The organism is Pseudomonas sp. ICMP 3272 (assembly GCF_001466905.1).
Taxonomy (GTDB): Bacteria; Pseudomonadota; Gammaproteobacteria; order Pseudomonadales; family Pseudomonadaceae; genus Aquipseudomonas; species Aquipseudomonas amygdali.
Genome location: NZ_LKEK01000045.1, coordinates 63,507 through 88,472, shown reverse-complemented (window position 1 = coordinate 88,472; position 24,966 = coordinate 63,507). Strand labels below are relative to the sequence as shown.

Sequence of the window (24,966 nt, the reverse complement as noted above, 5' to 3'; positions counted from 1 at the left end):
CTACGGGTTTCCTTCATTTTACCGATGGTGAGTGTCGCCAGCCGGTCGCTGAAAATGGCGAACCTGGATCTGGAAACCATTACGTAAGCCTACATAGAGGCTTTCCCCGGGAACTAGCCCCGCAGCGATGGCCCAACGGGCCAGGTCTTCCTGCTCGAAACCTAACCAGAGATCGCCACAGGCCTCCCTGGCCCAGCTCTGGTCATGACTACACAATTCTGTTACCAGCAAACTACCGCCGGGTTTTACGTGTTCGGCCAGTTGCCTGAGGGCCTGGGCCGGGACTGCGAAATGATGCAGCACCATGTTGAGGACGACGCAGTCGGCACTGACTTTAGCGTCCGTCAGTGCATCGGCCAGCCTCAGCTCAACGTTAGCCAGCGCCTTGCGCTCGCAGACGCCACGCGCCAGGTCCAGCATCACCGGGCTGTTGTCCATCGCGATAACCTGGCGGAAGCGCCGGGCCAGCTCTGGCAGGAAGCCGCCGTCGCCGGGGCCTACTTCCAGCGCCGTTGCCTGCGCGCCGAAGCTCAGTTTGTCGAGCAATGTCAGCAGGCTTTCGCTGTACTGCGCCAGACCGGCGATCAGGTCTTGCTGGGCACGAAACTTTTCGGCGGTACGGGCAAAGAAATCCTGGCTGGCCAATGCACGTTGCCGATGCACCAGAGCTATGCGGCTCTGTACGTCTTCCGGCAGGTTCAGCGTGTCCACTTCATCAAGCAGCGCCGCATGCAGCCTGCCACCCGGCAATTCAGTGTGGGGCAGGGCGCGACGGTAGAAAATCGCGTTGCCTTCACGCCGCGTTGCAACCAGATCGGCCTGCGCCAGCACCTTGAGGTGGTGACTCATGCCAGACTGGCCGATGGCAAAAATCTGCGCCAGCTCAAGCACGCCGAACGAATCGTTGGTCAGCACACGCAGTACGTTAAGCCGCAAGGGATCGCCGCCGGCCTTGCACAATGCAGAGAGGTCGTCGCATGCATCATGGCGAATGGCAGGTACACGCAGGTTCATAGCTGCGCAGTCTAGAGAGCGATCCGGAGCGCTGCAAGGGCAATATCAAAAAGTTTTGATATTGCTGGACAGGTGGCACCCGTCAGGCCTTGTGAACTTGTTGCGCTGACGGGTAATCCAGTCTTTACAGGGCAAATAATGTCCGTAACCCCGGAAAAAAGCCTATGGTCGACTATCTGTGATTGCCCCCGGCCTGTCCCTGAGGGAAAATGGCCGTCTTTTTTCCGATCCTAATTTTACAATTCCCAGGAGATCAGCGATGCCAAGCCGTCGTGAGCGTGCCAATGCTATTCGTGCCCTAAGCATGGATGCCGTGCAAAAAGCCAACAGCGGCCATCCGGGTGCCCCGATGGGCATGGCGGATATCGCCGAGGTTCTGTGGCGTGATTATCTCAAGCACAACCCGGCAAACCCCGCGTTCGCTGACCGTGACCGTTTCATCATGTCCAACGGCCATGGTTCGATGCTGGTCTATTCGTTGCTGCACCTGACCGGCTACGACCTGTCCATCGACGACCTGAAAAACTTCCGTCAACTGCACAGCCGCACACCGGGTCACCCCGAGTTTGGCTATACCCCAGGCGTTGAAACCACCACTGGCCCATTGGGTCAGGGTTTTGCCAACGCCGTCGGTTTTGCCGCTGCCGAGAAAACCCTCGCCGCACAGTTCAACCGTCCAGGCCATTCCATCGTTGATCACCATACCTACGTGTTTATGGGTGATGGCTGCATGATGGAAGGTATTTCCCATGAAGTCGCTTCCCTGGCCGGCACGTTGCAGCTGAAAAAGCTGATCGCGTTCTACGACGACAACGGCATCTCCATCGATGGCGAAGTCGAAGGCTGGTTTACCGACGATACGCCTAAGCGTTTCGAGTCGTACGGCTGGTTGGTGATCCGCAATGTCGACGGTCATGACCCTGAAGAAATCAAGACCGCCATCGACACCGCGCGCAAGAGCGACAAGCCGACGCTGATCTGCTGCAAGACCACCATCGGCTTTGGCTCGCCGAACAAGCAGGGCAAGGAAGAATCCCACGGTGCGCCGCTGGGTGCGGACGAAATCGCCCTGACTCGCGCGGCCCTGAAATGGAACCACGGTCCTTTCGAAATTCCGGCTGATATCTACGCCGAGTGGAATGCGAAAGAAAAAGGCCTGGCTGCCGAAGCCGAGTGGGATCAGCGCTTTGCTGCCTATTCCGCCGCGTTCCCTGAGCTGGCCAACGACTTCATCCGTCGCATGAGCGGCGAGTTGCCTGCTGACTTTGCGGAAAAATCCGCTGCTTATGTCGCCGAAGTCAACGCCAAAGGCGAAACCATCGCCAGCCGTAAGGCCAGTCAGAACGCCCTGAGCGCACTGGGCCCGTTGCTGCCGGAAATTCTCGGTGGTTCGGCCGACCTGGCCGGCTCCAACCTGACCATCTGGAAAGGCTGCAAGAGCATCACTGGCGAAGACCCTAACGGCAACTACCTGCACTACGGTGTTCGTGAGTTCGGCATGGGCGCCATGATGAACGGTATCGCCCTGCACGGCGGCTTCGTGCCGTACGGCGCAACCTTCCTGATCTTCATGGAATACGCTCGCAACGCGGTGCGTATGGCCTCGTTGATGAAGAAGCGCGTGATCTACGTATTCACCCACGACTCCATCGGTCTGGGCGAAGACGGCCCGACTCACCAGCCGATCGAGCAACTGACCAGCCTGCGTACCACGCCGAACCTGGACACCTGGCGTCCGGCAGATGCCGTGGAATCGGCCGTGGCCTGGAAACACGCCATCGAGCGCAATGACGGTCCATCCGCGTTGATTTTCTCGCGTCAGAACCTGACTCACCAAGCGCGTGAACAGCAGCAAATAGATGCCATTGCCCGTGGCGGCTATGTACTGCGTGACTGCGCTGCAGAGCCTGAGCTGATCCTGATCGCGACCGGTTCGGAAGTCGGTCTGGCTGTGCAGGCGTATGACAAGCTGACCGAGCAGGGTCGCAACGTTCGTGTGGTCTCCATGCCATGCACCAGCATCTTCGAAGCTCAGGATGCGGCCTACAAGCAGGCTGTTCTGCCACTGCAGGTCAGTGCACGTATTGCCATCGAAGCGGCTCATGCCGACTACTGGTACAAATACGTGGGTCTGGAAGGTCGCGTGATCGGCATGACCACGTTCGGCGAGTCGGCTCCTGCGTCAGCCTTGTTCGAAGAGTTCGGCTTTACGCTGGAAAACGTCCTGAGCACGGCTGAAGAGCTGCTCGAAGACTGATCAGCTATGTAATGTTGTGTTGTGTGGGAGCGAGCTTGCTCGCGAAGAAAGCGCCTCGGTGAGTCTGGCAAACCGGGTGCTCTCATTCGCGAGCAAGGCGGATCGCGCCCCGGTCGCTCCCACAGGTTTTATCGTTTACGCAATCAGATCCATCCTCTGGCGAAAACTTCATGCCCCAGCCCCGCCCTTACAAAGTTGCTCTGAACGGTTACGGCCGTATTGGTCGTTGCGTCGTTCGCGCACTGTGCGAGCGGGGGGCCAAGGCCGGGTTTGAAGTGGTTGCCATCAATGATCTGGCCGACATGGCCAGTCTCGAATACCTCACGCGCTTTGACTCCACACACGGCCGGTTTCCCGGCGAAGTGCGGGTCGAGGGGCAATACCTGCATATCAATGATCACCGCATCAAGGTCCTGCGCAGCGCGACACCGGAAGGTATCGACTGGGCCGGGCTGGGGGTCGATCTGGTGCTTGAGTGCTCCGGTGTCTACAACACTCGCGAAGACGGCCAGCGCTTTCTGGATGCCGGTGCGCCGCGGGTGCTGTTCTCCCAGCCGATGGCCAGCGAACGGGATGTCGACGCCACCGTTGTGTTCGGCATTAACCAGCACAAGCTGACCGGCCGCGAGTTGTTGGTCTCTGCCGCGTCGTGTACCACCAATTGCAGTGTGCCGCTGCTGCGTCTGCTGGATCAGGCCATCGGCCTTGAGTACATCACCATTACGACCATCCATTCGGCGATGAATGATCAGCCGGTAATCGACGCCTATCACCACGAGGATCTGCGCCGTACGCGCTCGGCGTTTCAGTCGATCATTCCGGTGTCCACCGGTCTGGCGCGAGGAATCGAACGGCTGCTTCCGGAACTTGCCGGCCGAATTCAGGCCAAAGCTGTTCGTGTTCCGACCGTCAATGTGTCTTGCCTGGACATTACGCTGCAAATGTCGCAAGACACCGACGCTGTCGAGATCAACCGTATTTTGCGTGAGGCCGCCACCAGCGGCCCGCTCAAGGGACTGCTGGCCTACACTGAGTTGCCGCACGCCAGCTGCGATTTCAACCATGACCCGCATTCGGCGATTGTCGATGCGAGTCAGACCCGCGTTTCCGGTCCCAGGCTGGTCAATCTGCTGGCCTGGTTCGATAACGAATGGGGTTTTGCCAACCGAATGCTCGACGTCGCCGATCACTTTCTGCGCGTCGCTGACCAATAACAGTAAAAAAACAGGAATGCTCATGACCGTCTTGAAGATGACCGACCTCGATCTGCAAGGTAAACGTGTACTGATCCGCGAAGACCTCAATGTCCCGGTAAAGGACGGCGTTGTCAGCAGTGATGCACGTATTCTTGCCTCGCTGCCGACCATCAGGCTGGCGTTGGAAAAAGGCGCGGCCGTCATGGTCTGCTCGCACCTGGGTCGTCCGACCGAGGGCGAGTTCTCTGCTGAAAACAGCCTCAAGCCGGTTGCCGAGTACCTGAGCAAGGCATTGGGTCGTGATGTTCCGCTGGTTACCGATTATCTGGACGGCGTTGACGTCAAGGCCGGCGATGTCGTGCTGTTCGAGAACGTTCGCTTCAACAAGGGCGAGAAAAAGAACGCCGACGAGCTGGCACAGAAATATGCGGCCCTGTGCGACGTGTTCGTGATGGACGCTTTCGGTACCGCTCACCGTGCCGAGGGCTCGACCCACGGCGTGGCCAAATTCGCCAAAGTGGCAGCGGCAGGCCCGTTGCTGGCTGCCGAGCTTGAAGCGCTGGGCAAGGCTCTGGGCGCTCCGGCTCAGCCAATGACTGCCATCGTTGCGGGCTCCAAGGTGTCCACCAAGCTGGACGTACTCAACAGCCTGAGCGGCATCTGCAATCAGTTGATCGTCGGCGGCGGCATTGCCAACACCTTCCTGGCTGCAGCGGGTCACAAGGTCGGTAAATCGCTGTACGAACCTGACCTGCTCGATACCGCGCGTGCCATTGCCGCCAAGGTCAGCGTGCCATTGCCGACGGACGTGGTGGTTGCCAAGGAGTTCGCCGAGAGCGCTGCCGCTACCGTCAAACTGATCGCTGACGTCGCCGATGACGACATGATTCTTGATATTGGCCCGCAAACTGCTGCGCATTTCGCCGAATTACTGAAATCTTCCGGGACTATCCTGTGGAACGGTCCAGTCGGCGTGTTTGAATTCGATCAGTTTGGTGAAGGCACCAAAACGCTGGCCAAGGCCATTGGCGAAAGCCAGGCGTTCTCCATCGCGGGCGGTGGCGACACATTGGCGGCTATCGATAAGTATGGTGTTGCAGAACAGATTTCCTACATTTCGACCGGTGGCGGTGCATTCCTCGAGTTCGTGGAAGGCAAGGTTCTGCCAGCGGTAGAAGTGCTCGAACAACGCGCCAAGGCTTGAATGAAAGCTTTGGACAAGGAGTGGTCAATGGTCAGGGCGTTACCGTGGTTTCTCATCGCAGGTTTGCTGGCCGGTTGCGCGGGCAAACCTGCGGTTGAAGAGGTGGAGAGCGACTCCCCGAGCCAACCGCTCCAGTTAAGCTGTTATCAGGCGGGCTGGCAGGCCGAAACGGTGCCGGTCATCTACAAGCGTGGCGGTCCGCAGGTATGGGATCGTTACGAGTTCATGCCCAGAACAGGCAATGTAGGATGTTTGTGAGCCAGGTCTGAAATCCGTTTGGCAACATTGACGGGCTTGGGCGGTCTTTAAAGAGTGGATATTTTTCCGGCAAAGGAGTTTCGCCATGAAGATCGCTGCCCTGGCTCTGATGAGCTGCGTTGTATTGGCTGGTTGTACCGGTTCTGGCTCGCATGCCAAGACCTGTCAGATATTCAGCCCGGCCTCTGTGAATGTGCCGACGACTGAAAACAGTCAACGGGTCGAGGCACATGTAACGGGTGAGCCGGCCGATGACCGTAAACAGGAACAGAACTGCCCCTGACAGTTGAAACGACCGGCATACACCGCGTTTCGCAGGGCAGCCAGGAGATGTAATGAGACGCGTGATTGCCTTTGGGGTTTTGGCAGTGCTTGGCGGTTGTTCGAGCATGAGCACATCGCAGCACAATGACCCCTGGAACCGTTGGGTGTGTGACAGCAATGCAGAGGTCAACTGGCGCTACATCGATTCGGCCAAAAAGGAAGTCGATGTTCGTCTGAATCAGAGCGATCAGGTGTTCAGGCTCAAGGCTGAACCCGGCGCTGCCAGCGGAACGCTTTACAGCAACAATGTGTTGGCATTCGTCAACAAGGGTAGCGAGGGCCTGATCTACTGGGACGCTACCAACGATCTGATCGGTCGCGGCTGCAAGGCCAGATAAGTCGGATCTCGGGCACACACGCACAGCCTTCGTGGCTGAGCTTATAACTTGAATGGCAGCCGCCACTACGGCAGGCTTGCTCGATTAACGACCCTACCGGGAGAGAGACAGACAATGGCACTTATCAGCATGCGCCAGATGTTGGACCACGCAGCCGAATTCGGTTATGGCGTTCCAGCCTTCAACGTAAACAACCTGGAACAGATGCGCGCCATTATGGAAGCGGCCGACAAGACCGACTCCCCGGTGATCGTCCAGGCTTCTGCCGGTGCCCGCAAATACGCCGGTGCGCCGTTTCTGCGTCACCTGATCCTCGCCGCGATTGAAGAATTCCCGCACATCCCGGTGGTCATGCACCAGGACCACGGCACCAGCCCTGACATCTGCCAGCGCTCGATCCAGCTGGGCTTCAGCTCGGTGATGATGGACGGCTCGCTGCGTGAAGACGGCAAGTCCCCAGCCGATTACGACTACAACGTCGACGTTACCCGTCGCGTAGTGTCCTTCGCTCACGCCTGTGGCGTTTCCGTGGAAGGTGAGCTGGGCGTGCTGGGTTCGCTGGAAACCGGTATGGCCGGTGAAGAAGACGGCGTTGGCGCGGAAGGCGTTCTGGACCACAGCCAGATGCTGACCGACCCTGAGGAAGCGGCTGACTTCGTCAAGCGTACCCAGGTCGATGCCCTGGCCATTGCCATCGGTACCAGCCACGGCGCGTACAAGTTCACCAAGCCGCCTACTGGCGACATCCTGGCGATCGAGCGCATCAAAGAGATTCACAAGCGCATCCCGAACACTCACCTGGTGATGCACGGTTCCTCGTCCGTTCCACAGGAATGGCTGAAGATCATCAACGAGTTCGGCGGCGACATCAAAGAAACCTACGGTGTACCGGTCGAAGAAATCGTTGAAGGCATCAAGCACGGCGTGCGCAAGGTCAACATTGATACCGACCTGCGTCTGGCCTCTACCGGTGCAATCCGCGAATTCATGGCTAAAAACCCAAGCGAGTTCGACCCGCGCAAGTATCTGGCCAAAACCGTCTCGGCCATGCGTGACGTGTGCATCGCGCGCTACGAAGCCTTCGGCACCGCTGGCAACGCCTCGAAGATCAAACCGATCTCTCTGGACGCCATGTTCGAACGCTACGCGCGTGGCGAACTGGATGCCAAGATCAACTGAGTTGATTGCGCATTGAAAAAACCCGCAGAAATGCGGGTTTTTTTATGTCGGGTCAAAAGTAAATGCGCGGCGCAGATTTGTGACGCAGAGCGTCACGACAGGCATTCCCACGCTGGAGCGTGAGGAACGATCGGCGTCCGGGAGAACACCTACAACTATCGTGCGACGCTCCGCGCCGCATGCCGTTCTGTACGCTCTGCGTCCGCTTTTTAGTATGCAGCGCGGCGCAGATTTGTGACGCGGAGCGTCACGACAGGCATTCCCACGCTGGAGCGTGNCAACTATCGTGCGACGCTCCGCGTCGCATGCCTTTCTGGACGCTCTGCGTCCTCTCTTAAAGTGCTTAAACGCTCTTCATCAACCCCGCACACGCTGCCTTGTAAGCCTCGTGCTGATACTTGTTAAGCGTATCAGGCAGGGCGAAAGCGTGTTTCTTGTTCTGCGCATTAATGGTCTGCGGCGAGATAAGCGCTACATCGCAATCGGACATCAGTTGAAAGATGGTTTCGATCTTGAATGTGGTCGGGCCGCCGGCGAATTCGCCTTTCTTGCTGCGTTTTTTGATGGCGATGTGGCTGACGCCGTGTTCGCGTACGAAGCTGGCGAGCTGCGTAGCGAAAGCCTTGACGTTGGCAGGCTCTTCATCGTCCTCCAGCGCGATCTTTTTCGTGGCCAGCGGCAGATGAGCGAGCCCGCTGCTCTGCCGAGTGGCAAGGGCGAATATGGCTTCGCTGCCTTTGATTTCTACACCGCAAATAATCATGAGAAAACCTGATGAGCTCGTTCATATAAAGAAGCAGGTTATCTCATCGTAGACGTTATTCCTGTGCAATCGACTCCAGGTATTCCGAGCGCTCGTCGCTCATGCGCGCAATGCAGTCGTTTTCACTGATGGTGAATGCTTTGCTGCCTGCCGCAGAAGGGAAGACTTCAACGGCGCAATCTGCGTCACGCAGCTTCTCCCAGGCTTGCTGGGCGGTCTTGAGTTTGCTGGTAAAGTCGTTGAACTGCGTCTTGTTGGCAACGAACTGCGACTGAACACGCTTGAGCAGGTTGTTGAAATTTTCCTTGAGCAATTCTTCTGCAGTCGTGCGGCTGTAAGCCGAGCACTCCAGAGTCTGCTTGTCATCGTCGACACCGTCGCAAGGCGAGACATCCGGGTTCTGAGCAGCCTGTACGCCTGTCACAGCCGTTGCCATCAGGGCCAGGGTCAGCAAAAACGTTTTCATCGAGTCGCTCCGATCCATTGATACGCTGGATTCTGTCTCAAGCGCGAGACAATGAACAGGTTTACGACATCGTGGGGCGATACGCCGTCACCCTTTGTCGCATCTTGACGCTTTCGGCAAACCCCCTGTCGTTTTTGCACCCGGTTCACGCGACCCTCCGGCATATGCTGACCCCATTAGCGCCGACAGCCGATTCGGCGCGCCGGAATCAAAAAAGGGGACAGCCTGATGAGCCCAGCCGAATTGCACGCCGACAGCATCGTTATTGACGGGCTGATCATCGCCAAGTGGAACCGCGAGCTGTTTGAAGACATGCGCAAGGGCGGCCTGACCATGGCCAACTGCACGGTGTCGGTATGGGAAGGCTTCCAGGCCACTATCAACAGCATCTGCAGCAGCCAGAAACTGATGCGCGAGAACAGCGACCTGGTCATGCCGGTGCACACCACCGCTGACATTCGCAAGGCCAAGGAACTGGGCAAGACCGGCATCCTCTTCGGCTTCCAGAATGCGCATGCCTACGAAGACCAGATCGGTTACGTCGAGATATTCAAGCAACTGGGCGTCGGCATCGTGCAGATGTGCTACAACACCCAGAACCTGGTCGGCACCGGCTGCTACGAACGCGACGGCGGGCTGTCGGGTTTCGGACGTGAGATCGTCGCTGAAATGAACCGGGTCGGAGTAATGTGCGACCTGTCCCACGTCGGCTCGAAAACCTCGGAAGAGGTCATACTCGAATCGAAAAAGCCGGTCTGCTATTCCCACTGCCTGCCGTCCGGCCTCAAGGAACACCCGCGCAACAAGTCCGACGCTGAACTGAAGTTTATCGCCGACCACGGCGGCTTCGTAGGCGTGACCATGTTCGCGCCGTTTCTGGCCAAGGGCATCGATTCGACCATCGACGATTACGCCGAAGCCATCGAATACGTGATGAACATCGTGGGTGAAGATGCCATCGGCATTGGTACTGACTTTACCCAGGGGCACGGTCAGGAGTTTTTCGAATACCTGACCCACGACAAGGGCTACGCCCGCCGCCTGACCAGCTTCGGCAAGATCATCAACCCGCTAGGCATCCGCACCGTGGGCGAGTTTCCCAATCTGACTGAAACGTTGCTCAAGCGCGGTCACTCCGAACGCGTGGTGCGCAAGATCATGGGCGAGAACTGGGTCAACGTACTGGCCGACGTCTGGGGCGAGTAATCCGCCAGCCACACCTTATCGAATTGAACCCCCGCGGCCTTTCAGGCGGTGGGTGTAACCCGAATCATCTGGAGTTTGACCCCCATGGCTAAAATCGCCCCGCAACTGCCTATCGAAGTCGACAGCGAAACCGGCGTCTGGACCTCCGATGCGTTGCCGATGCTCTATGTGCCCCGGCACTTTTTCGTCAACAACCACATGGGCATCGAAGAAGTGCTGGGTGCCGATGCCTACGCTGACATTCTCTACAAAGCCGGTTACAAGTCCGCCTGGCACTGGTGTGAAAAGGAAGCCGAATGCCACGGCCTGCAAGGTGTTGCCGTGTTCGAGCACTACATGAAGCGTCTGTCGCAACGCGGCTGGGGACTGTTCAAGATTCAGGACATCGATATCGAAAAAGGCACCGCCAGCGTGAAGCTTGAGCACTCCTGTTTCGTGTATGTCTACGGCAAGGTCGGGCGCAAGGTCGACTACATGTTCACCGGCTGGTTTGCCGGGGCGATGGACCAGATACTCGCCGCCAGCGGCAGCTCGATCCGTACCGTAGCCGAGCAGGTTTACGGTGGCTCCGAAGAAGGTCACGACGACGGACTGTTTGTCGTCAAGCCGCTGTAAATCGAGGATCGCGTTATGGCTTTCGAAGCGATGTTCCAGCCGATCCAGATTGGCAAACTGACAATCCGTAACCGTGTGCTGAGTACCGCGCACGCTGAGGTTTATGCCACAGACGGCGGCATGACCACCGACCGTTATGTGAAGTACTACGAAGAGAAGGCCAAGGGCGGTATCGGTCTGGCCATCTGCGGCGGTTCATCAAGTGTCGCCATCGACAGCCCGCAAGGCTGGTGGAAATCGGTCAATCTGGCCACCGACAGAATCATCCCGCACTTCCAGAACCTCGCCGACGCCATGCACAAGCACGGTGCCAAGATCATGATCCAGATTACTCACATGGGCCGTCGCTCGCGCTGGGATGGTGATCACTGGCCGACCCTGATGTCGCCGTCAGGCATTCGCGAGCCGGTACACCGTGCGACTTGCAAGACCATTGAACCGGAAGAGATCTGGCGGGTGATCGGCAACTACGCCAGCGCAGCGGCGCGTGCCAAGGCCGGTGGGCTGGACGGGGTCGAGTTGTCGGCGGTGCACCAGCACATGATCGACCAGTTCTGGAGCCCGCGGGTCAACAAGCGCACGGATGAATGGGGCGGCAGTTTCGAGAACCGCATGCGCTTTGGTCTGGAAGTCATCAAGGCGGTGCGCAAGGAGGTCGGCCCCGACTTTTGTGTGGGCCTGCGCATCTGTGGCGACGAGTTCCACCCCGATGGCCTCAGTCACGAGGACATGAAACAGATTGCCAAGTATTACGACGACACCGGCATGATCGATTTCATCGGCGTGGTGGGCTCGGGTTGCGACACCCACAACACCCTGGCCAACGTCATTCCGAACATGAGTTATCCACCGGAGCCGTTTTTGCACCTGGCTGCCGGGATCAAGGAAGTGGTCAAGGCCCCGGTGCTGCACGCGCAGAACATCAAGGACCCGAACCAGGCAACGCGCATTCTGGAAGGCGGCTATGTGGACATGGTCGGCATGACCCGCGCGCACATTGCCGACCCGCACCTGATCGCCAAGATCAAGATGGGCCAGATCGATCAGATCAAGCAATGCGTCGGTGCTAACTACTGCATCGACCGCCAGTATCAGGGGCTGGATGTGCTGTGCATTCAGAACGCTGCGACGTCCCGCGAATACATGGGCGTGCCGCACATCATCGAAAAATCAGCCGGGCCAAAACGCAAGGTCGTGGTGGTCGGTGCCGGTCCTGCCGGTATGGAAGCGGCTCGGGTATCTGCCGAGCGTGGCCATGACGTAACGCTGTTCGAGAAAAAGGAGTTCATCGGCGGGCAGATCACTACCGCGTCCAAGGCACCGCAGCGCGACCAGATTGCCGGTATTACGCGCTGGTTCCAGCTGGAGCTGGCGCGCTTGAAAGTAGATTTGCGTCTGGGTGTTGCGGCCGATGCAGCAACCATCCTCGACCTGCACCCGGACATCGTGGTGCTGGCGGTGGGCGGTCATCCGTTTCTGGAGCAGAACGAACACTGGGGTGCTGCCGAGGGGTTGGTGGTCAGCAGCTGGGATGTACTGGATGGCAAAGTTGCGCCGGGCAAGAACGTGCTGGTCTACGACACCATCTGCGAGTTCACCGGCATGTCGGTGGCCGATTTTCTGGCCGACAAGGGCAGCCAGGTCGAGATCGTCACCGATGACATCAAGCCGGGCGTGGCAATTGGCGGAACCTCGTTCCCGACCTACTACCGCAGCATGTACCCCAAGGAAGTGATCATGACCGGCGACATGATGCTGGAAAAGGTCTATCGCGAGGGCGACAAGCTGGTGGCGGTGCTGGAGAACGAATACACCGGTGCCAAGGAAGAGCGAGTGGTCGATCAAGTGGTTGTGGAAAACGGCGTGCGTCCGGACGAAGCGATCTATTACGCGCTCAAGGAAGGCTCGCGCAACAAGGGCCAGATCGACATCGATGCGCTGTTCGCCATTCAGCCACAGCCTTCATTGAGCCAGCCGGGCGACGGTTACCTGTTGTTCCGTATCGGCGACTGCGTGGCGCAGCGCAATACTCATGCAGCGATCTATGACGGCTTGCGCCTGTGCAAGGATTTTTGAGAACAGCTACAAGTTGCAAGCGGCAAGCTGCAAGTAGAAGCCTTTGCTCGGTGCTTTTTCTTGAAGCTTGCAGCTTGAGGCTTCCAGCTTAAAGCTTGCACCTTGAGGGCAACGTGATGCTAGACACCCTTCTTCCCATCCTGCTGTTCAGCGCCCTGGCCCTTGCGGCGCTGGGTGCGTGGCGGCGGGTGAGCATGTGGCGCAACGGACGGCCCTCGAAAGTCGACTTGCTCGGCGGTCTGCTGGCCATGCCCAAGCGCTATATGGTCGACCTGCACCACGTAGTCGCACGCGATAAATACATCGCCAACACCCACTTTGCCACTGCAGGCGGGGCGGTTGCCTCAATCGTGCTGGCGATTCTGGTGCACGGCTTCGGCCTGCATAACCGCGTTCTTGGCTACGCGCTATTGCTAATGACGGCGGTGATGTTTGTCGGAGCGGTATTTGTCTATAAGCGTCGTCTCAATCCGCCCGCGCGTTTGTCGAAAGGCCCGTGGATGCGTCTGCCGAAAAGCCTCATGGCGTTTTCAGCGAGTTTCTTTCTGGTCACGCTGCCGGTGGCGGGCATTCTTCCCGAGCATTTTGGTGGCTGGGTGCTGGTTGTGATCCTCGGGTTGGGCGTGTTGTGGGGCGTTAGCGAGCTGTTCTTCGGCATGACTTGGGGCGGCCCGATGAAGCATGCCTTTGCCGGGGCGCTGCACCTGGCCTGGCACCGGCGTGCCGAGCGTTTTGGTGGTGGACGTTCCACGGGCCTGAAACCTTTGGACCTGAACGATCGAACCGCACCGCTGGGTGTGGAGAAACCTCAGGACTTCACCTGGAACCAACTGCTGGGCTTCGACGCCTGCGTGCAGTGCGGCAAGTGCGAAGCGGCCTGCCCGGCGTTTGCGGCAGGCCAGCCACTCAACCCGAAAAAGTTGATTCAGGACATGGTGGTCGGCCTTGCCGGTGGCACCGACGCAAAATTTGCGGGCAGTCCCTATCCATCGCTGGATGGCAAAGGCAAGCCGCTGGGCGAGCATGGTGGTAATCCGCATCAGCCCATCGTCAACGGGCTGGTGGACGCCGAAACGCTGTGGTCCTGCACCACATGCCGGGCCTGCGTCGAAGAGTGCCCGATGATGATCGAGCACGTCGATGCCATCGTCGACATGCGCCGTCACCTGACCCTCGAAAAGGGCGCAACGCCAAACAAGGGTGCCGAGGTGCTGGATAACCTGATCGCTACCGATAACCCCGGCGGTTTTGCACCGGGCGGGCGAATGAACTGGGCAGCGGATCTGAACCTGAGTCTGCTCAGCGAGAGAAAGAGTGTGGACGTGCTGTTCTGGGTGGGGGACGGCGCGTTCGACATGCGCAATCAGCGCACGCTGCGCGCCTTCGTCAAAGTGCTCAAAGCGGCCAGGATCGATTTCGCTGTGCTGGGCCTCGAAGAGCGCGACAGCGGTGACGTGGCACGGCGTCTGGGCGATGAGGCAACCTTTCAGGTACTTGCCCGACGCAACATTCAGACCCTGGCCAATTACAGTTTCAAGCGTATCGTGACCTGCGACCCGCACAGTTTTCATGTGCTGAAAAACGAATACGGCGCATTTGGCGGTGACTATCAGGTGCAGCATCACAGCACCTTCATGGCTGAACTGGTGCGCAATGGTGCCTTGAATCTGGGCCAGCACAAAGGCGCCAGCGTGACCTATCACGACCCGTGTTACCTGGGGCGCTACAACGGCGAATACGAGGCGCCGCGTGAAGTGCTGCGCGCGCTGGGGATCGAGATCAGGGAAATGCAGCGCTCGGGCTTTCGTTCCCGCTGCTGTGGCGGTGGTGGCGGCGCGCCGATTACCGATATCCCTGGCAAACAGCGGATTCCCGACATGCGCATGGACGACATTCGTGAAACCGCTGCCGAGCTGGTAGCAGTCGGTTGTCCACAGTGCACGGCCATGCTTGAAGGCGTGGTTGAACCGCGCCCGCTGATCAAGGATATCGCCGAGCTGGTGGCCGATGCGCTGATTGAAGAAGTTATCCCCAGCCCGTCTGTTGCCAGCAAACGTGAACCCGCGGAGGTGCACTGATGAGCGACATTATCCGCCGCGACCCTCGTGCCGAGTGGATCGCTCGCAATCGACTGCACCCGCTGCATGCCGCCATGCAGCCTGTGCAGAGCAGTTGGATGGGACCAAACGGTTTGCTGCGCAAGAACGTGCATGGCCTGGGTTTTATCGGTCCAAACGGTATAAAGCGCATCGACCGCAGCGGCGCTCAGCAGGGTGGCGCGGTCAAGCGTTCAGCCGTCGTCGACGTGCAGTTGCCACTGCATACCATCGTCGAGCCAGCGTTCTATATCACGGTGGTGCCCGATATGGTCGGCGGCCGCCTGAGCAGCCACGATCGCGACTTGCTGGGGCTGGCGCGTCAGCTTGCCGGAGTTGAAGGTGCCGTGCTGGCAGTGGTGTTCGGCGAACACAAGGAAACTGCTTTCGACGTTGCTGGCGTGGATCGGTTATTGATTATCGACGGTGCCGGGTTCGACGGTTATTCACCGGAACAGCGCGTGCAGGGTTTGCGAGCTGTGGATAACCAGTTCAACCCGCGCCACTGGCTGTTGCCGGACAGCCGTAGCGGCGGTGGCGAGCTGGGAAGACGTTTTGCCGCCAGCATCGGCGAGCGACCTGCAACGCGGGTCTGGCAGGTCAAGGACCAGCTGTGCATAAGTCGCGCAGGCGCCGGTCGCGAAGACTTGGTTCGGCCTCTGCCCCGTCTGATTCTGGCCGCTGTAGAGTGCGCTGAACCGGTCAGCGATACCCGTCACGAGGTAGTGCCGGTCGAGTTGTCCACAGGCGTGGCGCGCAGCCTGCCGCGTATAGAGGACCTGGGAGCGGTTGCCGTCGATCCCGGAGTTATCCCCATGGCTGAAGCCGAATTCATTCTGTCTGGCGGCAATGGTGTCAAAGACTGGGATCTGTTTCATCAGACCGCTTCGGCACTCGGGGCCACCGAAGGGGCGTCGCGTGTCGCAGTGGACGATGGTTTCATGGGCCGCGAGCGTCAGGTGGGCGCGAGTGGCACCTGGGTGACCGCAAGGGTGTATGTCGCCGTCGGTATTTCCGGGGCCATCCAGCATCTGCAGGGTATCGGCGCCTGTGACAAGGTCATTGCGATCAATCTGGATGCGGGGTGCGACATGGTCAAGCGTGCAGATCTATCGGTCATCGGCGAGAGCGCCGAAGTACTTAAGGCGCTGATCGCCGCAGTCGAAGCCTGGCGCAGCGGAGGTAAGCGTGATGCAGCCTGAAGTGTCTGTGGATAAGCATGCGGTACAGATCATCAGTCTGGTGTCCATCGGGGCCCACCCGACATCAGGTCGTGCGCGCCGCGCCGAACAGGATGCGCGGGCCGTCGAGCTTGGTTTGCAGCTGGCTGGGGATAACTTGCAGGTACTGCACGCGGGCAATGCCGAAGAACCGGCGCTGCGCGCTTACCTTGGCATGGGGCTCAACGAGCTGCATGTGCTGGAGCAACCCGAGGGCGCCGATGCGCTGATTGCGTTGACTGACTACCTCCGGGATTCTGCCGCGCAGGTGGTGTTGGCCGGCAGTCAGGCTGAAACCGGTGAAGGGTCGGGGATGCTGCCCTTTCTGTTGGCTGAAAGGCTGGGCTGGCCACTGGTGACCGGTCTGGCTGAAGTCGAGTCGTTGAACAACGGCACCGCACTGGTGTTGCAGGCTCTGCCTCGCGGCCAGCGTCGCCGGCTGAAGGTCCGCCTGCCGTTTCTGGCCACTGTGGATAACGCGGCTCCCAAACCTCGACAGAGCGCATTCGGGCCCGCACAGCGTGGCACGCTGGACACCGAAAGAGTTCAGGTCGTTGCCGATGAGTTATTGACCGACCAATCGCTGCAGCCAGCCAGACCGCGGCCCAAACGCCTGAAAGTGATCAAGGCCAAGAGCGGCGCTGACCGCATGAAAGCCGCCACTGCCAAGGCCAGCGGCGGCGCAGGTCAAGTGCTGAAGGGGCTGCGCCCGGAAGAGGGCGCAGCCGCGATTCTGAAGCTGTTGATTGATGAGGGCGTCGTAAAGTAAGGCTATGGTCTTGTGCTGCCCCTCTTTGATGGGCGGTTTGCCTTTCTGCTTGGAGAGAGGCCGGAAGCAGGCATAGGAAATACTCCCGTTCAGACCACCGCCATTACTGACCTCGACTTTTACATCCGCGTTTTCGTAACTGCGGGTGAAACTCGAAATGGTGATGGGGTAGCAAGATGGCTCGTTTGAACGTCACGCCTGTACGGCCTTGACCAATATTCTTTTCGGGAAGACTTACGCACAATCCCTGTGCGTGTGCCTGTGGATAATGTGTTCGTGAACGTCTGAAGGGCTTTTAGAACGTGGCTTACGGAGTGGTGTTCAAAAAACGATCAATCTAACTCTTTATTTTCATTGCATTTTTTTGTGGATAAATGCGCACTGCCATCTGCCAGTCACTGGGTTTGCCCACAATCTCTGTGCGCGTGCTTGTGGACAAGTTGTTTGTGATTACCTGCAAGCCTTGTAAATAAAGGCTTTGGAGGTTTTGTATGAAAAATGATCAAAGCAGGGTTTTGCGTGCAGCGTTGGTTCATTCGGGTGGTTTTTCAGCCATTTTATACGTTGTCCACAGCAGGCCGGGTGATTCGGACGAAGTTGTACCCAAAGTCTGTTGGCGCTTCTGTGGATAAGGTGTTCGCGCTCCTCTGTAACCCAGTGAAACTGTGGGCTACAAGGTTTTGAGCAAAAAATGTACAGGTGCAATGTTTGCAAGGTGATCTGGATAAGTGATTGTTATCCAGTACATTCCTGCGTCAGCGCAACGACTCACCCACATGAACGCTTTGAAGGCTGTGTGGATAAGTCATTTCGTCGCTATATTTTCAAGCCCGTCTCATCGGCTATGGCAGCAGGTATCTGACGCCACGAGGATTACTGCCATTTTTTCGGCAAACCGGGATAAAGTTTGCCGCCTGCTTGCTCCACCCAAAGCGCCCACAACGTTAATGCACTACCTGGCTTCCAGTCTATTTGTGAGGTGTGAGGATTGAGACAGATATAGGTGTCGCCGCCATAAGTCACTTTATCCCCCTCCAAATAGGACTGAGCTGTTTTCCACTCAGAAATCGCTGCGCTGGTCGAAGCGTGTACAACATTGCTTGGGCCAGACAGGTTTTTCTCTGTATCGAGCGCGCCGGCAAGGCACTGATACGTTTTAGCCGCTGTTAGTCCTTCCACAGTGTACTTGAGTGTTGTGGCGTCGAGACTCACTGTCTCCCCGCCAAAGGTTATGAGGCGGTAGGACGCGACACCCAGTGCACTGAAAGACGCGTCCCACTCCAATGAAACACTGGTCATTGTTGCAGCGGTCTGGCGTAAGTTGCCTGGTGGCGTAGGGCGATCGTCAGAGGGCTCGGACTTTGTAGTGACCAAGAGCGTTTCAGAGCGCTCAGAGCTGTTTCCCACGCTGTCAATCGCCTGGATCTGATAACCATAAAGACGGCTGTGCAAAACACTTGTGTCAGTAAAGGGTGCGCTTCCAACGCGCTGTAAAAAAACATTATCCCTGAAGAGGTCATATTGGATGTGAGCAACTTTCGCCTTGCTCCAGTCGAGCGTTACCGACGTTGTGGTCTGTTCGGTGGATTTGAAGTCGAGAGGCAGTGACGGGTTACCGGGAACAGGTGTTTCGCCAGCGGTCTTGACCTTTAATACATTACTGACCTCTGACCACTGAAGTTCGGTATCTTGTGCAACGACGTAGTATTCATACTGAGTATCGGCAGTGACGTCGCTATCGGTATACGCGGTCGTTACGCTTGCGATCGTTTGAAAAGGCCAGCCATTGCGGCCAATTTGATACCTGACGATTTGGCTATCGCTGGTAGACGGTGTCCACGTTAGCGACACGCTGCTCTCGGTGACCTCCGCGAGGCTCAATACAGGTGTCGTCGGTTTTGCATCGCCTCCGCCTTCACTCTGTGTACGCACGGTGAGTGCGGCCGAGAATTCGGATGTGTTGCCTATGACATCAATTGCACGCACCTGGTAACTGTAAGCAGTACCGGGCTGAAGGCCGGTATTGTTATAAACAGGGTTGTCTACAAGAAAGGAGTCCGCACCGTTACGACGCAATTCATATTGCAAGACCGGTTGCGGGCCTTCCGAGAGTGACCAGTTCAGTTTCACCGACGTTGCAGTTTTTTCGGTTGATCTGAGATCAGCAGGTACTGATGGTTTTTCCGGTACAGGTGTTTCGCCTCCGGTGAGATAACCGTAGCGGTTCACGAACTCCCAGTTGTACTCCTCGCCGCTTTTGTCCTTGCCGGCGTCCCAGTTGACTGACCAGGTCATCAGCCCGCGAATCGGATTGCCGGCGTCTTCCAGCTCTTGCAGTGCATCCTTGACGTCCTGCGGATCAACCACGTAACCGGTGGCGGCGGCGTCATTGTTGGTCGGTAGACCAATGGCCAGCCTGTCGGCCGGAATTTTAGTGAAGCCACGCGTACCGTGGATCAAGCTGTCGGTCAGGTAGTAAATAAACTCTTTCTTATGGGCGTCGTTGTTTTGAGTGACCCACAGGTTCAGCTCATCGACCCATATGCCATCGCCGCCCTGGTTATAATACTGTGGCGCAATAAAGTCATAGATGTCTTCCAGAGCGTTGATGTAGGCCAGGTAAGCGCCGCCGCTTTTCAACGATTCCAGGAACGTCACGACGTCTTTTAGAAACGGAAAGTACGCAGTGATTTCTTTCAATAAAGGCAGTTTTTTGCTGACTCTAAGGTAAGGAAATTCCGGGGCCATGCTGATGATGAAGTGCTGGCCTTCTGTCTCGTAATACTCGCGCACCATCCTCAACGCAGCGGGTAATACGGTCTGGTTATCGGCAAAGGTAATAGCAGCTTGTTCAAGGTCGATATCCAGGCCGTCAAAGCCATAGGTTTCAACCAGACGAATAATTTCATAGGCCAGTGCATCTTCCTGACCGGCATGCAACTCAATATGCGCGTCAGCCCCGCCAAGAGAAATCAGCACTGCACGGCCTTGTGCATTCAGTGCTGCCACCTGAGCGCGAAACGCATCATCACTCAGGTTATAAGGTTTGAAGGTGGGAATGCCGGCACCTTTCATAAAGGCCACGGCCACGACGTTATACGCTTCGGGTATGTCGGTCAGCGCCATCTCTTTGAAGAGGCCTTGCTGGTAACCTTGACCGGGTTCGGAAGGCCAGTTATGCCAGAACCCCATGAGAATATTTTTGCCCCTTATATCCGGCATGGCCGAGGCGGCATCGGTTGTTTTGTTTTTATATTGATTAATGATTTTTGGGTTGAGCATAGTCCGTGTCTCCTTCCGTTGGATTGACTTCAACGAGAGTTGATCACGAGAGGGGTTTTCAGGTAACTGTCAGAAATGACGGTATCGGCGGAGGAGTTGTTGTGCGGGGGAAACGGGAAATTCGTCAGTCGACGATCGTTTGAGCAGGCTCACCTCGCTGGAGAGTGAGCCGTACTCAGTATTGCCAAGGGCAGGTGTGCCCTCTACTCGTGATTCACCGCCACGCCCTTCAGATAGGGTGCAGGCTCTGCCCCGAGGTTTTCCAGCATGCGCGAGCTGTACCAGTCGACGAAGTTGACCACGCCGAACTCATAGGTTTTCGAATAAGGCCCGGGTTGATAGGCGGTAGAGTTAATGCCGCGCTGGTTTTCTTCGGCAAGACGGCGGTCCTGATCATTGGTGGCATCCCAGACCTGGCGCATGCGTTCCACGTCATAGTCAACGCCTTCGACTGCATCCTTGTGGACAATCCACTTGGTGGTGACCATGGTTTCCTGCGCACTGATCGGCCACACCGTGAATACGATGATGTGATCGCCCATGCAGTGGTTCCAGGAGTGCGGCAAATGCAGAATGCGCATCGAGCCGAGGTCCGGGTTCTGGATGCGGCCCATCAGTTTCTTGCAGCCAACCTTGCCGTCCAGAGTCATCGACACCGTGCCTTTGAGCAGCGGCATGCGCACGATACGGTTACGCAGGCCGAAACTGGCGTGGGCGTAGGGGATTTTCTCGGCGTCCCAGGCGGCGGCGGATGCGGCTACATGGTCCTTGAAGGCCTGATCGGCGCGCGGGTCTGTGACATCGTCCCATTCCAGCAGGGTTTTGAGCAGCTCAGGGTGCGAGCCACCGCAGTGATAGCACTCGCGGTTGTTCTCCAGCACCAGCTTCCAGTTGGCCTTTTCCATCAAGGTGGTTTGCACCGCCACCTTGGTGTTCTCCATATCATAGGGTTCCATGTAGTGCCGCAGCGTCGACAGGAACTCGTCGATGGCAGGCGGGTTCTCCGCCAGGCTGATGAAAATGTAACCGCCTGCGGTCTTGACGTGCACCGGCTTGAGGCCGAACTGCTTCATGTCGAAGTCGTCGCCCATTTCAGTGCCCGCATACAGCAGGCGGCCATCCAGCTCGTAGGTCCACTGGTGATAGTGGCAAACCAGTTTGGCGACCTTGCCTTTCTCTGCGGTGCACAGGCGCGAGCCGCGATGGCGGCATACGTTGTGGAACGCGTTGACTGCACCGTCCGGGCCGCGAACCACCAGGATCGGGTTCTTGCCGATCTGCAGCGTCAGGTAATTGCCCTTGGTCGGGATCTCGCACGTCATCCCGGCAATCAGCCACTCCTTGTGAAAGATTTCCTGCATGTCGATTTCAAACAGTCGGTCATCACTGTAAAAAGGCTGCGGCAGCGAGTAGGTGCGCTCGCGATTCTGCAGCATCTCGGCAGTGGCCTTGCGTGCAGGTTCCAGCGGATCGCCCAGGCTCAAGGTTGCGGTGACGTCCATCGATTAAATCCCTCATGACCGCGGCATGGGCGGCCTGCGAATGTGGCTGATACGGGTGTGATCGCGTTGCACGCATGACGATAGATCAGTCAATTATGCTCATGACCCTTGGTGGCGAGTGTGGAGCCGGGCGCTGAGTGAACCTTATCCATGGGCGACATGGCCGCATCCGTTCCCGACGCGACAGGCCTTGTTGCACGGGGCTGGTCGCGGTAAGTACGTGAATGTCGTTGATAGGTAAATGGCCGCCTCGCGCGTTACGCAGAATCCGCAGCATGAGAGGCCGACAGTCGGCCGTGGAGATCGAGTATGTCGCAAAGTTTCCTGAGCCCGGTCACGACCCAGACATGGGCCAACGGTCGCCACCTGGTACGTGTCGTCAAAGTCATCCAGGAAACCTGGGATGTGCGCACTTTCTGCTTCATGGCCGACCAGCCGATCATGTTCTTTTTCAAGCCAGGGCAGTTCGTGACCCTGGAGCTGGAGATCGATGGTCTGCCGATCATGCGCTCTTACACCATCTCCAGCTCACCGTCGGTGCCCTACAGCTTTTCGATCACCGTCAAACGCGTACCGGGCGGCAAGGTCTCCAACTACCTGCACGACACACTCAGTGAGGGTCAGGAACTGGCCGTGCACGGGCCGGTCGGGCTGTTCAATGCCATCGATTTCCCCAACCCGAAGATTCTCTACCTTAGCGGTGGCGTCGGCATCACGCCGGTGATGTCCATGGCGCGCTGGTTCTATGACACCAACGCCAATGTCGACATGGTGTTTGTGCACAGCGCCCGCTCGCCCAAGGACATCATCTATCACCGTGAGCTGGAGCACATGGCATCGCGGATCGATAACTTCAGCCTGCATCTGGTCTGCGAAAAGCATGGGCTGGGTGAACCGTGGGCCGGTTATCGCGGCTACCTGAACCAGAAAATGCTTGAACTGATGGCCCCGGACTTCATGGACCGCGAGGTGTTCTGCTGCGGGCCGACGCCTTACATGGCGGCGGTCAAGCGACTGCTGTTGGAAAACGGCTTCAACATGGCGCAATACCATGAAGAGTCGTTCGGCGCGACACCGCCTGAGGCGCGGGCCGATGCAGTCGAGCAGGCTGAAATCGCAGCCGACGCGCCGGATGTCGACGCCGCCGACCTGCATCAGGTGGAGTTCACCGACACCGGCAAGAGCATTCGCGTGGCCCCGGGCGAAACCGTCCACGCCGCCGCCGCCAAACTCGGCCTGATGATCCCCAAAGCTTGCGGTATGGGCATTTGCGGCACCTGCAAGGTTATGAAGCTGAGCGGCGAAGTGGAAATGGAGCACAACGGCGGTATCACCGACGAGGATGTTGCAGAGGGCTACATTCTGTCCTGCTGCAGCGTACCGAAGGGGGATGTGCGGATTGAGTATTGAGGCATTCGTCTCGTGTCTTTAGATTTAATGTGTTTCTGTATCATAAAGATGATTTACACAATGACCTCGAAGGGTAATCATCGGTTTTCTGTTTAGGGCATTGCGAGCTGCAATGCCGGTATTCCACAGGACGTGTGATGTTACAAAATAATCGTCACAATCTTGAGCTTGAGAAGCTGCAATTGGAATGTCGCAAGCTCGTTGCAGAAACGCGAAAGCTGTTGTCTGAAGACAAAAAACTGAAACGAGAGGCTTTCTGGTATCCGTTTCTGGTGGGCGCGGGACTTATAACTGCAGGTAGCGCAGTCCTCAAGCTGCTTGCGCCAAGCTGACCGACCGACGAGGAGTCCAGGCGATCTCTTGAAATTTGCGGGTGAACGGTTCAGATTGCTTTCATAGGGCTCGCGATAGGCCTGCACTATATTTTTACAGGACGAATCATGGATACCTTAACTTCAAAAGTTGATTCACCCGTAAGTCGTGAAATAGCCGATCTGGACGCACGCATGAATGCAAAGGAGTCGTTTGCATCGCGCATAGGCCTTTTGCCGTTCGCCACAGGAGCCCTGGCCGCGCTTGCCACATTGATTGCAGTGCAAGTCATTAGCCGCCTGTAGCGTTTCTTCCTTACTTCCCTCCTTCCTTCATCAGCAGCAGCCCTTTTATCCGGGCTGTTGCCTGTTCAAGACCGGACGCAGAGCGCCCGGAAGTGCATTCCGACGCTGAGCTTCGCACGATAGTCGAGATTATCGTTGCGCACGCTCCGGTATCGGAATGCCTGTCGTGGCGCTCTGCGTCATACATCTGCGTCGCGCTGCGTAGTCAGGATTTAGCCGGGACTTCATGACCCACTGTGACTCTGCTTATAAGCCGCCAGCGCTGGCAGCAGTTGCTGGTCGATGGCCTGGCGGACGGCGGGGAGGAGGGTGGCACTGCCGGTCAGGAGTTGCTCTACCAGACGTCGCAGGGCTGTAGCGCGTTCAACGTTCAGGCCGCAAACGGCTTGCGCGCAGGCTTGTTCAGCGGTTGCGCCGCCGGGTGCTTCGAAGCCCAGGGCTCTGAGTTGGCCGAGCAGGTCTTCCTGGTCAATCAAATCTGCGTGCATCATGGCTTCTGTTCCTTTGATCGGGCTTTTTTCCGATTCTGGTAGGGCAGACTGCCAAGGGCAAGTCCTGTGCGTCGCGCATGGCAGGATTGACTACAGGTACGTCGTTTTCAGTTCAGGTCATGCTATTCGATTTGCAGGTTTTCTATTGTGTTGTCGACCATGACCTTTGCCATGTCCACCAGGTGCATGATGGTGAGCGTCATGTCTCGCTGCGCGCCGGTCATGCTGTCGCTGAATTCAAAGGCGCTGGTTGCAGCACAGCGCAGCAGGTCGCTGGCATACATCAGCGCATCTTCATGGCTGACTTTGGGGCGGGCGTTGAAGAGGGGTGGGTCGGGGACGATTTTCAGCATGTGATGTATCTCCTGGAGTTTTAGAAGACCATCACCGTCGGCTACTAAGCGAGGGTGGTGATCATGCGCAGGTAGTAGCCCGGTCCAGGAACCCCGGTGCATCCGAAGATGCCCCACGCACGACCACCATAAAAAATGCAGGCCGTGAAAGGGCACCTGCACAAGGTGGCGCAATGCGCCTGGATTTAACGAGGGCTACTAATCCTCATCGCTGAATATGCAGCGACGGGCGCAGAGTAGTGATCGAAATCGGCAGGCACAAGGGGGCGGGAGTTTCTCGGAAATTTCCTTCAAACGAAAGAGACGAGTCCCGCAAATTCGTTACAAATT

23 protein-coding genes are annotated in these 24,966 nt (G+C 57.6%); 16 read left to right on the top strand and 7 right to left on the bottom strand.

The window, feature by feature from the left end:
* Positions 1-18: 18 nt before the first annotated feature.
* Positions 19-1,014, bottom strand: coding sequence for an ArsR/SmtB family transcription factor (locus tag AO068_RS10620; protein ID WP_058408340.1), 996 nt, complete (start codon positions 1,012-1,014; stop codon positions 19-21).
* A 259-nt stretch (positions 1,015-1,273) separates the two neighbouring features.
* Here AO068_RS10620 and tkt point away from each other — a divergent pair, with 259 nt between their 5' ends.
* The 7 genes from tkt (at position 1,274) to fba (ending at position 7,770) form a co-directional block, all read left to right on the top strand.
* Positions 1,274-3,271, top strand: coding sequence for a transketolase (gene tkt / locus AO068_RS10615; protein ID WP_011169753.1), 1,998 nt, complete (start codon positions 1,274-1,276; stop codon positions 3,269-3,271).
* Between the two features lie 170 nt (positions 3,272-3,441).
* Positions 3,442-4,485 (top strand): erythrose-4-phosphate dehydrogenase, encoded by a 1,044-nt coding sequence (gene epd / locus AO068_RS10610; protein WP_058408339.1) that lies wholly within the window; start codon positions 3,442-3,444, stop codon positions 4,483-4,485.
* Between the two features lie 22 nt (positions 4,486-4,507).
* Positions 4,508-5,671, top strand: coding sequence for a phosphoglycerate kinase (locus tag AO068_RS10605; protein ID WP_058408338.1), 1,164 nt, complete (start codon positions 4,508-4,510; stop codon positions 5,669-5,671).
* A gap of 27 nt (positions 5,672-5,698) precedes the next feature.
* A complete protein-coding gene (locus AO068_RS10600) occupies positions 5,699-5,929 on the top strand; it encodes a hypothetical protein (protein ID WP_044318367.1) in 231 nt (76 codons plus the stop codon).
* An 85-nt stretch (positions 5,930-6,014) separates the two neighbouring features.
* A complete protein-coding gene (locus AO068_RS10595; RefSeq protein WP_004654900.1) occupies positions 6,015-6,212 on the top strand; it encodes a hypothetical protein in 198 nt (65 codons plus the stop codon).
* 52 nt (positions 6,213-6,264) lie between these two features.
* The gene (locus AO068_RS10590; protein WP_058408337.1) at positions 6,265-6,591 is read left to right on the top strand and encodes an MliC family protein; all 327 of its coding nucleotides are present in this window, start codon (positions 6,265-6,267) and stop codon (positions 6,589-6,591) included.
* A gap of 114 nt (positions 6,592-6,705) precedes the next feature.
* Positions 6,706-7,770 carry a class II fructose-bisphosphate aldolase gene (gene fba, locus AO068_RS10585; protein WP_004654897.1) on the top strand — a complete coding sequence of 355 codons (1,065 nt, stop codon included), beginning with the start codon at positions 6,706-6,708 and terminating at the stop codon, positions 7,768-7,770.
* 343 nt (positions 7,771-8,113) lie between these two features.
* Here fba and AO068_RS10580 read toward each other — a convergent pair whose 3' ends face one another.
* Together AO068_RS10580 and AO068_RS10575 are read right to left on the bottom strand one after the other, a co-directional pair.
* The gene (locus AO068_RS10580) at positions 8,114-8,533 is read right to left on the bottom strand and encodes a DUF3010 family protein (RefSeq protein ID WP_002555669.1); all 420 of its coding nucleotides are present in this window, start codon (positions 8,531-8,533) and stop codon (positions 8,114-8,116) included.
* A 55-nt stretch (positions 8,534-8,588) separates the two neighbouring features.
* The gene (locus tag AO068_RS10575) at positions 8,589-8,999 is read right to left on the bottom strand and encodes a lysozyme inhibitor LprI family protein (RefSeq protein WP_058408336.1); all 411 of its coding nucleotides are present in this window, start codon (positions 8,997-8,999) and stop codon (positions 8,589-8,591) included.
* A 228-nt stretch (positions 9,000-9,227) separates the two neighbouring features.
* Between AO068_RS10575 and AO068_RS10570 the strand changes: the two genes are divergently transcribed.
* The 6 genes from AO068_RS10570 to etfB all read left to right on the top strand — a co-directional run bounded on the left by AO068_RS10570 (position 9,228) and on the right by etfB (position 16,981).
* Positions 9,228-10,205 carry a dipeptidase gene (locus AO068_RS10570; RefSeq protein ID WP_004663330.1) on the top strand — a complete coding sequence of 326 codons (978 nt, stop codon included), beginning with the start codon at positions 9,228-9,230 and terminating at the stop codon, positions 10,203-10,205.
* 84 nt (positions 10,206-10,289) lie between these two features.
* A complete protein-coding gene (locus AO068_RS10565) occupies positions 10,290-10,820 on the top strand; it encodes a DUF5943 domain-containing protein (protein WP_005613912.1) in 531 nt (176 codons plus the stop codon).
* Positions 10,821-10,835: 15 nt separating this feature from the next.
* Positions 10,836-12,896, top strand: coding sequence for a dimethylglycine demethylation protein DgcA (gene dgcA / locus AO068_RS10560; protein WP_058408335.1), 2,061 nt, complete (start codon positions 10,836-10,838; stop codon positions 12,894-12,896).
* 116 nt (positions 12,897-13,012) lie between these two features.
* Positions 13,013-14,974, top strand: a complete 1,962-nt coding sequence (gene dgcB / locus AO068_RS10555) for a dimethylglycine demethylation protein DgcB (protein WP_058408334.1) — start codon at positions 13,013-13,015, stop codon at positions 14,972-14,974.
* A complete protein-coding gene (gene etfA, locus AO068_RS10550) occupies positions 14,974-16,194 on the top strand; it encodes an electron transfer flavoprotein subunit alpha (RefSeq protein WP_058408333.1) in 1,221 nt (406 codons plus the stop codon). Before dgcB ends, etfA begins: the two co-directional genes overlap by 1 nt.
* Positions 16,184-16,981 carry an electron transfer flavoprotein subunit beta gene (gene etfB, locus AO068_RS10545; protein ID WP_058408332.1) on the top strand — a complete coding sequence of 266 codons (798 nt, stop codon included), beginning with the start codon at positions 16,184-16,186 and terminating at the stop codon, positions 16,979-16,981. The genes etfA and etfB overlap by 11 nt, the downstream gene beginning before the upstream one ends.
* Positions 16,982-17,854: 873 nt before the next feature.
* Here the strand turns inward: etfB and AO068_RS10540 are convergent.
* Positions 17,855-20,263, bottom strand: coding sequence for a fibronectin type III domain-containing protein (locus tag AO068_RS10540; protein ID WP_058408331.1), 2,409 nt, complete (start codon positions 20,261-20,263; stop codon positions 17,855-17,857).
* 203 nt (positions 20,264-20,466) lie between these two features.
* Complete coding sequence (gene gbcA / locus AO068_RS10535) at positions 20,467-21,765, bottom strand: glycine-betaine demethylase subunit GbcA (RefSeq protein ID WP_002555658.1); 1,299 nt, start codon at positions 21,763-21,765, stop codon at positions 20,467-20,469.
* A 309-nt stretch (positions 21,766-22,074) separates the two neighbouring features.
* On the opposite strand from gbcA, the gene gbcB reads away from it, so the two are divergent.
* From gbcB to AO068_RS28795, 3 genes are all read left to right on the top strand, one after another.
* A complete protein-coding gene (gbcB, locus tag AO068_RS10530) occupies positions 22,075-23,175 on the top strand; it encodes a glycine-betaine demethylase subunit GbcB (RefSeq protein ID WP_005758176.1) in 1,101 nt (366 codons plus the stop codon).
* A gap of 137 nt (positions 23,176-23,312) precedes the next feature.
* Positions 23,313-23,507, top strand: coding sequence for a hypothetical protein (locus AO068_RS10525; RefSeq protein WP_058408330.1), 195 nt, complete (start codon positions 23,313-23,315; stop codon positions 23,505-23,507).
* A gap of 108 nt (positions 23,508-23,615) precedes the next feature.
* Positions 23,616-23,792 (top strand): hypothetical protein, encoded by a 177-nt coding sequence (locus tag AO068_RS28795; protein ID WP_160329158.1) that lies wholly within the window; start codon positions 23,616-23,618, stop codon positions 23,790-23,792.
* 224 nt (positions 23,793-24,016) lie between these two features.
* On the opposite strand, the gene AO068_RS10520 is transcribed toward AO068_RS28795, so the two are convergent.
* A complete protein-coding gene (locus AO068_RS10520) occupies positions 24,017-24,283 on the bottom strand; it encodes a hypothetical protein (protein ID WP_058408329.1) in 267 nt (88 codons plus the stop codon).
* A 122-nt stretch (positions 24,284-24,405) separates the two neighbouring features.
* Positions 24,406-24,636 (bottom strand): DUF6124 family protein, encoded by a 231-nt coding sequence (locus tag AO068_RS10515; protein ID WP_058408328.1) that lies wholly within the window; start codon positions 24,634-24,636, stop codon positions 24,406-24,408.
* Between the last annotated feature and the right edge of the window lie 330 nt (positions 24,637-24,966).

Bases quoted from the DNA above. Each gene is read 5' to 3' on its own strand.
- AO068_RS10620 (WP_058408340.1), bottom strand. From the start codon at position 1,014: ATGAACCTGCGTGTACCTGCCATTCGCCATGATGCATGCGACGACCTC.
- tkt (WP_011169753.1), top strand. From the start codon at position 1,274: ATGCCAAGCCGTCGTGAGCGTGCCAATGCTATTCGTGCCCTAAGCATG.
- epd (WP_058408339.1), top strand. From the start codon at position 3,442: ATGCCCCAGCCCCGCCCTTACAAAGTTGCTCTGAACGGTTACGGCCGT.
- AO068_RS10605 (WP_058408338.1), top strand. From the start codon at position 4,508: ATGACCGTCTTGAAGATGACCGACCTCGATCTGCAAGGTAAACGTGTA.
- AO068_RS10600 (WP_044318367.1), top strand. From the start codon at position 5,699: ATGGTCAGGGCGTTACCGTGGTTTCTCATCGCAGGTTTGCTGGCCGGT.
- AO068_RS10595 (WP_004654900.1), top strand. From the start codon at position 6,015: ATGAAGATCGCTGCCCTGGCTCTGATGAGCTGCGTTGTATTGGCTGGT.
- AO068_RS10590 (WP_058408337.1), top strand. From the start codon at position 6,265: ATGAGACGCGTGATTGCCTTTGGGGTTTTGGCAGTGCTTGGCGGTTGT.
- fba (WP_004654897.1), top strand. From the start codon at position 6,706: ATGGCACTTATCAGCATGCGCCAGATGTTGGACCACGCAGCCGAATTC.
- AO068_RS10580 (WP_002555669.1), bottom strand. From the start codon at position 8,533: ATGATTATTTGCGGTGTAGAAATCAAAGGCAGCGAAGCCATATTCGCC.
- AO068_RS10575 (WP_058408336.1), bottom strand. From the start codon at position 8,999: ATGAAAACGTTTTTGCTGACCCTGGCCCTGATGGCAACGGCTGTGACA.
- AO068_RS10570 (WP_004663330.1), top strand. From the start codon at position 9,228: ATGAGCCCAGCCGAATTGCACGCCGACAGCATCGTTATTGACGGGCTG.
- AO068_RS10565 (WP_005613912.1), top strand. From the start codon at position 10,290: ATGGCTAAAATCGCCCCGCAACTGCCTATCGAAGTCGACAGCGAAACC.
- dgcA (WP_058408335.1), top strand. From the start codon at position 10,836: ATGGCTTTCGAAGCGATGTTCCAGCCGATCCAGATTGGCAAACTGACA.
- dgcB (WP_058408334.1), top strand. From the start codon at position 13,013: ATGCTAGACACCCTTCTTCCCATCCTGCTGTTCAGCGCCCTGGCCCTT.
- etfA (WP_058408333.1), top strand. From the start codon at position 14,974: ATGAGCGACATTATCCGCCGCGACCCTCGTGCCGAGTGGATCGCTCGC.
- etfB (WP_058408332.1), top strand. From the start codon at position 16,184: ATGCAGCCTGAAGTGTCTGTGGATAAGCATGCGGTACAGATCATCAGT.
- AO068_RS10540 (WP_058408331.1), bottom strand. From the start codon at position 20,263: ATGCTCAACCCAAAAATCATTAATCAATATAAAAACAAAACAACCGAT.
- gbcA (WP_002555658.1), bottom strand. From the start codon at position 21,765: ATGGACGTCACCGCAACCTTGAGCCTGGGCGATCCGCTGGAACCTGCA.
- gbcB (WP_005758176.1), top strand. From the start codon at position 22,075: ATGTCGCAAAGTTTCCTGAGCCCGGTCACGACCCAGACATGGGCCAAC.
- AO068_RS10525 (WP_058408330.1), top strand. From the start codon at position 23,313: ATGTTACAAAATAATCGTCACAATCTTGAGCTTGAGAAGCTGCAATTG.
- AO068_RS28795 (WP_160329158.1), top strand. From the start codon at position 23,616: ATGGATACCTTAACTTCAAAAGTTGATTCACCCGTAAGTCGTGAAATA.
- AO068_RS10520 (WP_058408329.1), bottom strand. From the start codon at position 24,283: ATGATGCACGCAGATTTGATTGACCAGGAAGACCTGCTCGGCCAACTC.
- AO068_RS10515 (WP_058408328.1), bottom strand. From the start codon at position 24,636: ATGCTGAAAATCGTCCCCGACCCACCCCTCTTCAACGCCCGCCCCAAA.